The organism is Kitasatospora sp. Ki12, assembly GCF_054601375.1.
Window position 1 is genome coordinate 825,591 of the sequence record NZ_BAAIHT010000001.1, and the last position, 12,539, is coordinate 838,129.

Consider the following 12,539-nt stretch of genomic DNA (forward strand, 5'->3'; position numbering starts at 1 on the left):
GAACCGGGCGTGAAGGCCGGGCAGAGGGCCGCGGCAGGGGGCCCGCGGCCGGGGCGGCGCGCCCGCGGCTCAGCGCAGGGCGCTCCCGGCCACCCACTGCTCCCAGGGCAGGTTCCAGCCGTTCAGCCCGTTCTGCGGCGGCACGAAGTCCCCGGACGAGGCCTTCACCTCCACCACGTCCCCCGGGACGGTGTGCTCGAACAGCCAGCCCGCCGGGGAGTCCTTGCTCGCCCCGCCCTTGACGTCGGCCAGGCCGACGCAGCCGTGGCTGGTGTTGGCCGTGCCGAACACCCGCGGATCCGCCCAGTAGTTGCCGTGCAGGAAGGTGCCGGAGGTGGTCAGCCGCATCGCGTGCGGGACGTCCTTGATGTCGTACTCGTCGCCCATCCCGACGGTCTGCGAGTTCATCCTGGTCTCCCGGTACTTCTCCGACACCACCATCACGCCCCGGTAGGTGGAGTGGTCGCGGCTGCCGCCGGAGACCTTGAGCACCCGGACCACCTTGCCGCCCTGCCCCGCCCGGACGGTCAGGGTGTGCGCGTCCAGGTCCACGGTGGAGACCTGCGCCCGGCCGACGGTGAAGTGCAGGTCCCGGCTCTGGGTGCCGAACTCGCCCGGCGCGCCCTGCACGTCCTTCAGCCGCAGCGCCACCGTGACCTTGGTGCCGGCCGTCCAGTACTGCTGCGGCCGGAAGTCCAGCCGCTGGTTGCCGAACCAGTGCGCGGCCACCGGCACCGGCGGGTCCGCGGCGACCTGGACGGCCCGCTCCACCGCCGCCCGGTCGGCGATCGGACGGCTGAAGCGCAGCGACACCGGCATGCCGACGCCGACCGTCGAACCGTCCTCCGGGGTGAAGAAGGCGACGAAGGTGTGCGCCCGGGCCATGGTCGAGAACGCCGAGTGCTGGGCCGCCTTCTGGCCGGCGTCGTCCTCGGCCACCGCGTCCAGGGTGAACGCCGTGCCCAGCGGCAGCGGGCCGTCGGGCGCCCACCCGGCGCCGTCCGCGGCGATCGTGCCGGGCACCTCGGTGCCCTTCGCGTCCGCCAGCCGGACCGACACCAGCCGGCCCTGCGCCGCGCTCACCCGCACCGCGCCCTCCGGCCGCACGTCCTGCGCGCCGTCGGCCGGCTGCGCGGTCACCACCGCCCGGGACGGCGCCGGCGGCGCGGCCGGCGCCCCGGACCCCACCGCGTCCCCGTCCGGGGCCGCCGGGGAGCCACCGCCGGCGCACCCCGTGAGGACCGCCAGACAGCAGGCCACCGCCGCCGCGCCCCGCGCCCACACCCGTCCTCGGCGCCGCATCCCGGGGCCTCCCACTGTTCGCGTCCGACGCCCGGAACAACGACCGCCGTCGACGGGGGGACACGCGCGCCGGCCCCGGAATCCCGTCATCCACGGGCGCCCCCTGCCCGCCATCCGCCGGTAAGCCCCCGTTCAGCGGCTTCCGATCTGCGCAATCCGGGAAAGAGGAAGTGAACGGGGTCCGGGACACCCCGTCCAGGGAGGGTGCGGCCATGGCGTCAGGGCAGGAGCTGGAAGCCGGGGTACGGCCGGGCGTCGGTCCGCGCCCCGCCGAACGAACGCGCCCCGCCGAGCACCCCGCCGAACCACCGCGGCCCGGCAGCTGGCAGCCGCTCGGCGCCCGCTTCCGCGCCGGCCAACCCGGCGACCAGGGCACCAACTTCGCGCTCTGGGCGGCCGGCGCCGAGGCCGTCGACCTGTGCCTCTTCGACGAGGACGGCCGGGAGAGCCGGCACCGGCTCACCGAGCAGGACTTCCAGGTCTGGCACGGCTTCCTCCCCGGCGTGCGCCCCGGCGCCCGCTACGGCTTCCGGGTGCACGGCCGCTGGGACCCGTGGACGGGCGCCCGCTGGAACCCCGCCAAGCTGCTGCTGGACCCGTACGCCCGCGCCGTCGACGGCTGTTACACCTCCCACGACGCGGCCTGCGCGGCCGTCCGCAACTGGCCGGAGGCGGACGTCGCCGACACCGTCCGGGACAACCGCGACTCCGCCCCCTACGTGCCCAGAGCGGTGGTCGTCCACGACGACGACGACTGGTACGACGACCACCGCCCGAAGACCCCGTGGGCCGAGACGGTGCTCTACGAGCTGCACGTGCGCGGCTTCACCATGCGCCACCCCGACGTGCCGCCCCGGCTGCGCGGCACCTACGCCGGCCTCGCCCACCCCGCCGCCCTCGCCCACCTCACCGGCCTCGGCGTGACCGCCGTCGAGCTGCTGCCGGTCCACCAGCACGCCAGCGAGGACCACCTGCAGGCCCGCGGCCTGGTCAACTACTGGGGCTACAACACGGTCGGCTACTTCGCCCCGCACGCCGGCTACTCGGCGTCCGGCTCGCGCGGCGGCCAGGTCGGCGAGTTCAAGCGGATGGTCCGCGCCCTGCACGCCGCCGGGATCGAGGTGATCCTGGACGTGGTGTTCAACCACACCGCCGAGGGCGCCGAACTGGGCCCGATGCTGTCCCTGCGCGGCATCGACAACGCCGGCTACTACCGGCTCCCGCCGAACCGGCCGCGCGGCTACGCCGACTACACCGGCTGCGGCAACACCCTGGACACCCGCCGCCCGCAGGTGATCCGGCTGATCACCGACTCGCTGCGCTACTGGGTCGCCGAGATGGGCGTGGACGGCTTCCGCTTCGACCTCGCCGCGGCGCTCGCCCGCGGCGGCGGGGCCGGCGGCGACGGCGTCGACATGGAGCACCCCTTCCTCGCGGCCGTCGCCCAGGACCCGCTGCTCAGCCGGGTGAAGCTGATCGCCGAGCCCTGGGACGTCGGCCCGGGCGGCTACCAGGTGGGCGGCTTCCCCCCGCTGTGGGCCGAGTGGAACGACAGGTACCGCGACACCGTGCGGGACTTCTGGCGCGGCGCCCGTCCGGACGTCCGCGAGCTCGGCTACCGCCTCTCCGGCTCCTCCGACCTCTACCAGCGCGGCGGCCGCCGCCCGTACGCCTCGGTCAACTACGTGACCGCGCACGACGGTTTCACCCTCCGCGACCTGGTCTCCTACGACCGCAAGCACAACGGGGCGAACGGCGAGGCCGACCGGGACGGCACCGAGGACAACCGGTCCTGGAACCACGGCGTCGAGGGCGAGACGGCGGACCCGGAGGTGAACGCCCTGCGGCTGCGCCAGCTGCGCAACCTGACGGCCACCCTGCTGCTCTCGGCCGGCGTCCCGATGCTGACGGCCGGGGACGAGCTGGGCCGCACCCAGGGCGGCAACAACAACGCCTACTGCCAGGACAACGAGATCAGCTGGCTGGACTGGTCGCTGCTGGCGGAGCCCGGCTGGCGGGAACTGTGCGAGCTGACCGCCCGGCTGGTCCGGTTGCGCCGCTCCCACCCGGTGCTGCGGCAGCGGGCGTTCTTCTCGGGGCGGGCCGCCACGCCCGGCGGCCAGCCCGACCTGGCCTGGTTCACCCCGCTGGGCAAGGAGATGACGGAGGCCGACTGGTTCGCGCCGACCTCCTGCCTCGGGATGCTGCTGTCCGGCAGCGCGATGTCCGAACGGGACGACGCCGGGCGGCCGTTGCGGGACGACAGCTTCCTGCTGCTGCTCAACGCGGGCCACCTGGCCACGTCGTTCACCCTGCCCGGCGAGCCCTGGGCCGCACCGGAGGCGCCGTACGAGACGGTGGTCGACACGGCCGCCGCGGGCACGGGCGAGCCGTTCCCGCACGGCACCGTGGTGCTGGGCGGGCGCTCACTGCACCTGCTGCGCGCACCCGCCCCCAACCCCTGAGGGCTCGCAAGAGGCGCCCGGCGCACTCCTCCCTGCACGAACCGCTGCGCACGCCCCGCCGTTCACCTCCGCACCGCCCGTCCGGGTGGCCGGTTCTCGCCGGGTCCCGCCGACAGGGGCGAAAAACCGGATGAGAAGTGACGGCTTCTCTGCCTACCCTCACCGCGATGGCCGAGAACCGACATGACACCGACAACCCACCCACCGACGGGACCGAAAAGACCGACGAGACCGCCGGACCCGGCGCAGCCGCCGCACCGCGCCGCTCCACGGTCCGCTCCCTGCTGCGCCTGTGGCCGTACGCGCGCGCCGTCCGCGGCCGGCTGACCGTCTCGGTGACGGCCGCCACCCTCGGCATGCTGAGCACACTCGCCGTCCCGGTGATCCTCGGCCGGATCGTGGACGGCCCGCTCGCCACCCGCGACCTGGCCGCCCTCTGGCCGCTGGTCGGCCTGCTGCTGCTGGTGGGCCTGCTGGAGGCCGGTCTGTTCTACACCCGCCGGGTGGTGCTGGCCCGCCCGCTGGCCGGGCTGGAGACGGCGATGCGCGGCGACCTCTTCGCCAAGCTGCAGCGGCTCCCGGTCTCCTTCCACGACCGCTGGGGCTCCGGCCAGCTGCTCTCCCGGGCCACCGCCGACATGTACACCATGCGGCTGTTCCTGGCCTTCCCACTGGTCTTCCTGATCGTCAACTCGGTGATGTTCCTGGCCGGCACGGCGGTGATGTTCACCCAGGACTGGCGGCTCGCGCTGATCGCCCTGGCGCCCGTCGTCCCGCTGTTCGTGCTCACCCGGAGCTTCGAGCACGGCTACTCCGGCGCCTCCCGCCGCGCCCAGGACCAGAACGGCGACCTCGCCACCGTGGTCGAGGAGTCCGTGCTCGGCATCCGGATCCTCAAGGCCTTCGGCCGCCACCGCTCGATGGCCGAGCGCTTCCGCGCCCAGTCCCACGAGCTGCGCCGCACCGAGCTGCACAAGGCCCACCTGCTCGCCAACCTGTGGGCCGTCATCGTCGGCCTGCCGGAGATCGTCCTGGCCTGCGCCCTCGCCGTCGGCGCCTACCTGGTCGCCCACGACGAGCTGAGCGCCGGCTCCCTGGTCGCCTTCCTGTCCACCGCGCTCGCGCTGCGCTGGCCGGTCGAGTCGCTCGGCTGGCTGCTCGCCTACGCCAACGAGGCCGCCACCGCCACCGACCGCTTCTTCGAGGTGCTGGACGAGCCGGACACCCCGGACCCGGGCACCGCCACCGGGCTCGCCGCCCCGGACGGCATCCGCTTCACCGGCGTCCGCTTCCGCTACCCCGACGCCCCCGCGGACAGCCCCGACCTGCTGTCCGGCATCGACCTGCACGTCCGCAGCGGCGAGACGATGGCCCTGGTCGGCGCCACCGGCAGCGGCAAGACCACGCTCACCGCGCTGCTCCCCCGGCTGTACGAGGCCACCGCCGGCACCATCACGCTGGACGGCCGGGACATCCGCGACCTGCCCCGGCAGCGGCTGCGCGAGACCGTCGCGGTCGCCTTCGAGGAGCCCACCCTGTTCTCCGCCACCGTCCGGGAGAACGTCCTGATGGGCGCCCCGGGCGCGGGCGACGAGCAGCTGCGCTCCGCCCTCGCCACCGCCCAGGCGGACTTCGTGGCGAGGCTCCCCGAGGGCCCGGACACCGAGGTCGGCGAGCAGGGCCTGAGCCTGTCCGGCGGCCAGCGCCAGCGCCTCGCCCTGGCCCGCGCGGTGGTCGGCGACCCGGCCTTCCTGGTGCTGGACGACCCGCTCTCCGCCCTGGACGTGCACACCGAGGCCCTGGTCGAACGGGCGCTGCGCGAGGTCCTCGGCACCACCACCGCCCTGGTGGTCGCCCACCGCCCCAGCACCGTGCTGCTCGCCGACCGGGTCGCGGTGCTGGCGGACGGCCGGATCGAGGCCGTCGGCACCCACCAGGAGCTGCTGCGCGACTGCCCGCACTACCGCGAACTGATGTCCGGCGAGGCCGCCCTCGCGCCCGAAGGAAGTGCAGCCCCGTGACCACCACCGCCGAACCCGCGAAGGCCGCGGACAACGGACCCGCCGAACCCGCCGTACCCGTCACCGCCGTCGGGCCCGCCGGCAGCGAGCCGCCCCCGCCGCCGGCCGACGAGGAGGACATCCCCGTCCCGCCCGGCGCGCCCCGGGCGCTGCTGCGCTCGCTGCTCGGCCCGCACCGGGCCCGGATCGCCGTCGCGATGCTGGTGATCCTGGTCCAGCAGGCCGCGATGCAGGCCGGCCCGCTGCTGGTCGCGGTCGCGATGGACCGCGCCATCCCGGCGCTGCGCGACCACGACTCCGGCCCGCTGATCGCCGTCACCGCCGGGTACCTGTTCTGCGCCCTGCTCAGCCCGGTGCTGCAGTGGGTGTTCATCAAGGTCAGTGCCCGGGTCAACCAGGACATCCTGCTGGAGCTGCGCGGCCGGATCTTCCGGCACGCCCAGCGGCTGAGCCTGGACTTCCACGAGCGCTACACCTCGGGCCGGATCATCTCCCGGGCCACCAGCGACATCGACGCGCTGCGCGAGCTGCTCTCCGAGGGCCTCCAGGAGCTGCTGACGGTCTTCCTGTCGGTCTGCTACATCTCAGTGCTGCTGCTGGTGCTGGACTGGCGGCTCGGCCTGGTCTCGCTGGTGTCCGTGGTGCCGCTGGCGCTGATCGCCCGCTCCTTCCGCAGCCGCTCGCGCCGGGTCTACCGCCGCTCCCGCACCTCGGCCGCCTCGCTGATCGTCCGGTTCACCGAGACCATGAACGGCATCCGCCCGGTGCAGGCCTTCCGCCGCGAGAAGGCCAACGACGAGGCCTTCGCCGTGGTCAACCGGCAGTCCGCCACCGCGACCGCGGACGGCCTGCTGGAGATCGCCCGCTACGTCGGCCTCTCCCGGGTCACCGCCAACCTGTGGATCACCGGCGTGGTGCTGCTCGGCGCCTACCTGGTCGTCGAGGACTCGCTGGAGCTGGGCGTGCTCACCGCCTTCACGCTCTACCTGCGCCGGCTCTACGACCCGGTCGACCAGCTGGCGATGTTCCTGAACAGCTACCAGTCGGCCGCCGCCGCCCTGGAGAAGATCGCCGGCCTGCTCGCCCACGAGCCGACGGTCGCCGAACCGGCCGAGCCCAAGGAGCTGCCAGAGCTGGCGAGCGGGCGAGTCAGAGGCCGGGAGGTGTCCTTCGAGGGCACCCGCTTCGCCTACCGCACCGGCAAGGAGGTGCTGCCGCCCTTCGACCTGCGCATCCCGGCCGGGCAGACGGTCGCGGTGGTCGGCGCCACCGGCGCGGGCAAGTCGACGGTCGCCAAGCTGCTGGCCCGCTTCTACGACCCGACCGACGGCCGGATCCGGCTGGACGGCGTGGACCTGCGCGAGCTGGCCACCCCCGAGCTGCGCCGCGGGGTGGTGATGGTGACCCAGGAGTCCTTCCTGTTCTCCGGCACCGTCGCCGAGAACATCGCGATCGGCCGCCCCGGCGCCACCCGCGAGGAGGTCGAGCAGGCCGCCCGCGACATCGGCGCGTACGAGTTCGTCGCCGCGCTGCCGGACGGCTTCGACACCGACGTGCGCAAGCGCGGCGGCCGGATCTCCGCCGGGCAGCGCCAGCTGGTGGCCTTCGCCCGCGCCCTGCTGGCCGACCCGGCGGTGCTGATCCTGGACGAGGCGACCAGTTCCCTGGACGTCCCGGGCGAGCAGGCCGTCCAGCGGGCGATGCGCACGGTGCTGGCCGGCCGCACGGCGGTGATCATCGCGCACCGGCTCTCCACCGTGGAGATCGCCGACCGCGTCCTGGTGATGGACCAGGGCCGGATCGTGGAGGACGGCTCCCCGCAGGAGCTGATCGACGGCTCCGGCCGCTTCGCCGACCTCCACCGGGCCTGGCGGGACAGCCTGGTCTAGGTCCTGGTCCTGTTTCACCCCCCATGAATGTGCCCGGTCCGGGTGCGCCGTTACGCACCCGGGCCGGGCCTACCCGGCAGAGCCGTTCAGGTCACCGTCACCGCGAAGTCGGCGTGGTGGTCGGGCGAGGGGTTCGGGTCCTCCTGCCCGGACACGTCCAGCGTCCCGCCGGTGAGCACCTGCCCGGCGACCGCCGCCGGGTCGATCACCACGGACGGGAAGACGTAGATCGTGTTGTGGTAGCGCGGCCCCTCCGAGAAGTGGCAGGCCAGCGTCCGCGGCCCGGTCGCCGTGCAGCCGATCGGCGTGGTGCCGGTCAGCGTGGTCCGCTCCGGCACGGTGATCAGGAAGTCGACCGGGTGCCGCGAGTACGACGGGCCGTTGTTGTACACCCACAGCGGCAGCTCGATGGTGGCTCCGGGCTTGCCCTCCAGGTCACCCGGCTGCGGCACCGGCTTGCCGCCGACGATCGCGGACGAGGCCCCGACCGTGAAGTGCGCCTTGGTGTCGCCGGTGACGAGGCTGTAGGGCGTGGTGTGGCCGGACTGGTCCGGGTCACCCGCGTAGAAGGCCTGGACGTCGCCGCTGATGGTCTCGCCCGAGTAGGTGATCGGCGCGACGTACAGCGCGAGCCGCTCGACGGAGGTCGCCCCCGGCGCCAGACCGGCCGGGATCAGGTAGGAGCTGCCGGTGCCGAAGTAGGTCAGGTCGACCGGCGGGTCGGCCGACTGCACCACACCCGGCGCCGGGAAGTGCACGACCACCTGGGTGGTGTCGCCGGTCGCCGCCGGGCCGTTGTTGGTGACCCGGACCTCCAGCGTCCCGGTCTCACCCGGGACCACCGGGCCCTCCGGCGGGCAGAGTTCGACGGAGAGCGCGGCGGCCGGCGGCGGCGCCGCGAGCGGGGTGGTGGCGGCCTGGGCCGGCCACGCGACGAGGACTGCGGAGAACGCGGCGAGGACGGCCGCGCGGACGGTTCGCATCATGACCATCACGCTCCCCCCGGGCGACACGGGCGGCAAGCGGATGACTGCCGTCCGTGGTCGACGTACGGCAGTCATCCGGCGCGGCGTCAGCGCAGCAGCCCCGCGTCCATCCCGGCCGACTCGGCCGGCAGCGCGACCAGTCCCAGCTCGGCCGGGGAGGCCAGCCGCGGGTGCGCGGGCAGCACCCGGACGGTGTAGCCGAACGGGCCGGTCCGGCACAGCTCCAGCGAGCCCTCGTAGCGGGTGCGCCCGTCCAGGTCGGGCCCGCCGACCGGCTTGAGGGCGAGCAGGCAGGCGTCCGAGATGCCGTCCGACTCGTCCACCCGGCCGGAGACGACCTGGACCTCGACGTCGTCCGGCTCCAGCGCGCCGAGCGCGACCTGCACCCGCAGCGCCAGCGAGCTGCCCAGCTCCTGGGCCTCGGCCGGGCAGTCCGCCTCGACGTGCTCGACCCGGACGGCCGGCCAGGCCTCCCGGACCTTCGCCTTCCAGCCCGCCAGCTCCCGCGCGGGTGCGTAGTGCTCGCCCGCCAGCTCCCGCTGGGCCAGTGCCGCCGGGGCGTACAGCCGTTCGACGTACTCGCGGACCATCCGCCCGGCGAGCACCTTGGGCCCGAGGGTGACCAGGGTGTGCCGGACCATGGCGATCCACTGCTGCGGCAGCCCGTCCGCGTCCCGGTCGTAGAACCGGGCGGCGACCTGGTCCTCGATCAGGTCGTAGAGCGCGGCGGACTCGATGTCGTCGCGCCGTTCGGCCTCGCCGCTGTCCGGGTCGAGCACCCCGTCGCGCTCGTCGGCGGTGGGGATCGCCCAGCCGTTGCGGCCGTCGTACCACTCGTCCCACCAGCCGTCCAGGACGGACAGGTTGAGGCAGCCGTTGAGCGCGGCCTTCATCCCGGAGGTGCCGCAGGCCTCCAGCGGGCGCAGCGGGTTGTTGAGCCAGACGTCGCAGCCCGGGTAGAGGTGCTGGGCCATCGCCATGTCGTAGTCGGGCAGAAAGACGATCCGGTGCCGGACGGCCGGGTCGTCGGCGAAGGCGACCATCTGCCGGATCAGCCGCTTGCCGCCGTCGTCGGCCGGGTGGGCCTTGCCCGCGACCACGATCTGCACCGGCCGGGTGGGGTGGAGCAGCAGGGACCGCAGCCGGTCCTGGTCGCGGAGCATCAGGGTGAGCCGCTTGTACGAGGGCACCCGGCGGGCGAAGCCGATGGTGAGCACGTCCGGGTCGAGCACCGAGGAGACCCAGCCGAGTTCGGCCTGCCCGGCCCCGCGCTGGCGCCAGGAGGCGCGCAGCCGACGGCGGGCCTCCTCCACCAGTTGGGCGCGCAGGGTGCGGCGCAGCTCCCAGACCTCGCTGTTGCCGATCGACTCCAGGCCGGTCCAGCGGGTGGCCTCGCCGGTGGTCATCGCCTCCTCGGCGCGCTCGGCGCCGATCTCGGCGGCGCCGAGCCGGACGACCGCCGGGTCGATCCAGGTGGCGGCGTGGACGCCGTTGGTGACCGAGGTGATCGGCACCTCGGCGGGGTCGAAGCCGGGCCAGAGGCCGTTGAACATCGAGCGGCTGACCTCGCCGTGCAGGGTGGAGACCCCGTTGGCGCGCTGGGCCAGCCGCAGGCCCATGGCGGCCATGTTGAACAGCTTCGGGTCCCCGCCGGGCCAGGTCTCGGCGCCGAGCGCGAGCACCTGGTCGACCGGGACGCCGGGCAGCGCGGCCTCGCCGCCGAAGTGGCGGGCGACCAGCTCGCGGTCGAAGCGGTCGATGCCGGCCGGGACGGGCGTGTGGGTGGTGAAGAGCGTGCCGGCCCGGACGGACTCCAGGGCGGCGGCGAAGTCCAGGGCGGCGGTGTCCGGGTCGGCCGGGCCCGCGGCGACCAGCTCGCGGATCCGTTCGACGCCGAGGAAGCCGGCGTGGCCCTCGTTGGTGTGGAAGACCTCGGGCGCGGGGTGCCCGGTGAGCCGGCAGTAGGCGCGCACCGCCCGGACGCCGCCGATGCCGAGCAGCATCTCCTGCAGCAGCCGGTGCTCGCTGCCGCCGCCGTACAGCCGGTCGGTGACGTCGCGTTCGGCGGGCGAGTTGGCCTCGATGTCGGAGTCGAGCAGCAGCAGCGGCACCCGGCCGACCTGGGCCTTCCAGATCCGGGCGGCCAGGGTGCGTCCGCCGGGCAGCGCGAGGTCGACCCGGCAGGGGGTGCCGTCGGCCTCCCGCAGCGGGCTGACCGCGAGCTCGTCCGGGTCGAGCAGCGGGTAGCGCTCCTGCTGCCAGCCGTCCCGGTCGAGGGACTGCCGGAAGTAGCCGTGCCGGTAGAAGAGCCCGACGCCGATGACCGGGACGCCGAGGTCGCTGGCGGCCTTGAGGTGGTCGCCGGCCAGGATGCCGAGCCCGCCGGAGTACTGGGGCAGCGCGGCGGCGATGCCGTACTCGGGCGAGAAGTAGGCGATGGCGGCCGGCAGCGCGCCGGCCTCGGTCTCCTGCCGGGTCTGGTACCAGCGCGGTCCGCTCAGGTAGTCGCGCAGGTCGTCGGCGAGGTCGCCGAGTCTGCGCAGGAACCGCCGGTCGGCGGCGAGCGCGGCGAGCCGGGCGGCCGGGACCTCCCCGAGCAGCCGCACCGGGTCCTCGCCGGTCGCGGCCCAGACCTCCGGGTCCACGGACCGGAACAGGTCCCTGGTCTCGGGGTGCCAGGACCAGCGCAGGTTGAGGGCCAGCTCGTGCAACGGCTGGAGTTGTTCGGGCAGGACGGTGCGGACGGTGAATCTGCGGATTGCCTTCACGGCGTGAAGCGTAGCCTCGGCGGTCGGTCCGACAGTGCGTCATGTGGGCTATTGGGCATCCGTTCGGCCTATTGATGAGATCGCATTCGGCGCATTGGTCTGCACAGGGGGCGCGCGCGGCGCACATTTCGGGGGCCCGCGCTACCAATACGTGAACTCCGCGGTACGGATCCATTTCCGATGGCGCACCCGCTCGGGAGAAGACTCGAAACTCCTGTCGTACCGCTGCAAAAACCGCGCCGCCGGTGCGAGGATGACCGAAGGTCGTTGATGCTGTGGGGAGTGCGGCGACGGGTGGCGTCCCCCTCGAAGCAGCACGTCCGAATCCTTTTCGCGTTGGCCGTTCCCGTTCTCCTTAGCCCATTCGGCGCTCACCGCGCACCGGCGCGTGTCCTCGGGCCCGGCCCGCTCGTTCACGGGTGGACCGGACCGCCCGGGGGGCGTGCCCCCGGAGGCGTGCGCCGGGACGCGCACGGGCTCCAGGGCGTCCCGCCGCCGACTCGGCGGGCGCCGGGCAGGTTGCCGGGGACAGCGACGCGGGCAGGCTCCGGTCGCACGTCCTCCCCACCCAGCAGTCCTCCCGGTACTCCCTGGCCCGACCCCGGCCCGCGGGAGCTGCCGTCGATCTCGGGCAGGAGTTTGGCATGCACGGCGACACGCGGGACCAGTCCACACCGGTGGCCGAAACGCTCGACCCAGCGGTCGCGGAATCCGCCGGACGGATGGATTCTGACACTCGGACAGATCCGGCGATGCCCGCGCCCCGGGCGTCCGGGGCGGTCCGTGCCGGATCCTCCGAAGCCCGGCCCTCCGCGGCGCCCCGACACCCCGGGGCCGAGGAGGACGGGACCGCGGCACCCCGCGGGCGCGCCACCAGCACGCGCCGCACCACCGCCCCGGCCACCACCCCGAAGGCCGGCACCGGGGCCGACCCCGCGCCGCGCCGGACGGCCGCCGCGAAGAAGGCGGCCGCCCCGAAGGCGTCCGCCGCGAAGGGCGGCGCCGGGACCGCCACCGGTCCGTCCACCAGGCCTGCTGCCAAGACCACCAAGACCACTGCCAAGAGCACCGCCAAGACCACTGCCAAGACCGCCGCCCGCAAGACAGA

At 74.3% G+C, this 12,539-nt stretch carries 6 protein-coding genes; 3 read left to right on the top strand and 3 right to left on the bottom strand.

The window, feature by feature from the left end:
• Nucleotides 1-69 precede the first annotated feature (69 nt).
• Nucleotides 70-1,302 carry a L,D-transpeptidase gene (locus ACYP53_RS03515; protein ID WP_459646615.1) on the bottom strand — a complete coding sequence of 411 codons (1,233 nt, stop codon included), beginning with the start codon at nt 1,300-1,302 and terminating at the stop codon, nt 70-72.
• A 212-nt stretch (nt 1,303-1,514) separates the two neighbouring features.
• Between ACYP53_RS03515 and glgX the strand changes: the two genes are divergently transcribed.
• From glgX to ACYP53_RS03530, 3 genes are all read left to right on the top strand, one after another.
• Nucleotides 1,515-3,767, top strand: coding sequence for a glycogen debranching protein GlgX (gene glgX, locus ACYP53_RS03520; RefSeq protein ID WP_189915780.1), 2,253 nt, complete (start codon nt 1,515-1,517; stop codon nt 3,765-3,767).
• 167 nt (nt 3,768-3,934) lie between these two features.
• Nucleotides 3,935-5,788 (top strand): ABC transporter ATP-binding protein, encoded by a 1,854-nt coding sequence (locus ACYP53_RS03525; RefSeq protein ID WP_189915779.1) that lies wholly within the window; start codon nt 3,935-3,937, stop codon nt 5,786-5,788.
• A complete protein-coding gene (locus tag ACYP53_RS03530) occupies nt 5,785-7,677 on the top strand; it encodes an ABC transporter ATP-binding protein (RefSeq protein ID WP_459646616.1) in 1,893 nt (630 codons plus the stop codon). The genes ACYP53_RS03525 and ACYP53_RS03530 overlap by 4 nt, the downstream gene beginning before the upstream one ends.
• 86 nt (nt 7,678-7,763) lie before the next feature.
• Here ACYP53_RS03530 and ACYP53_RS03535 read toward each other — a convergent pair whose 3' ends face one another.
• Both ACYP53_RS03535 and glgP read right to left on the bottom strand, forming a co-directional pair.
• Nucleotides 7,764-8,663: a hypothetical protein gene (locus ACYP53_RS03535; protein ID WP_459646617.1), complete on the bottom strand. Its 900-nt coding sequence runs from the start codon at nt 8,661-8,663 to the stop codon at nt 7,764-7,766.
• 86 nt (nt 8,664-8,749) lie between these two features.
• Nucleotides 8,750-11,431 (bottom strand): alpha-glucan family phosphorylase, encoded by a 2,682-nt coding sequence (glgP, locus tag ACYP53_RS03540; protein WP_459646618.1) that lies wholly within the window; start codon nt 11,429-11,431, stop codon nt 8,750-8,752.
• Between the last annotated feature and the right edge of the window lie 1,108 nt (nt 11,432-12,539).

Coding starts and splice junctions, on each gene's coding strand:
- ACYP53_RS03515 (WP_459646615.1), bottom strand. CDS start 1,302: ATGCGGCGCCGAGGACGGGTGTGGGCGCGGGGCGCGGCGGCGGTGGCC.
- glgX (WP_189915780.1), top strand. CDS start 1,515: ATGGCGTCAGGGCAGGAGCTGGAAGCCGGGGTACGGCCGGGCGTCGGT.
- ACYP53_RS03525 (WP_189915779.1), top strand. CDS start 3,935: ATGGCCGAGAACCGACATGACACCGACAACCCACCCACCGACGGGACC.
- ACYP53_RS03535 (WP_459646617.1), bottom strand. CDS start 8,663: ATGATGCGAACCGTCCGCGCGGCCGTCCTCGCCGCGTTCTCCGCAGTC.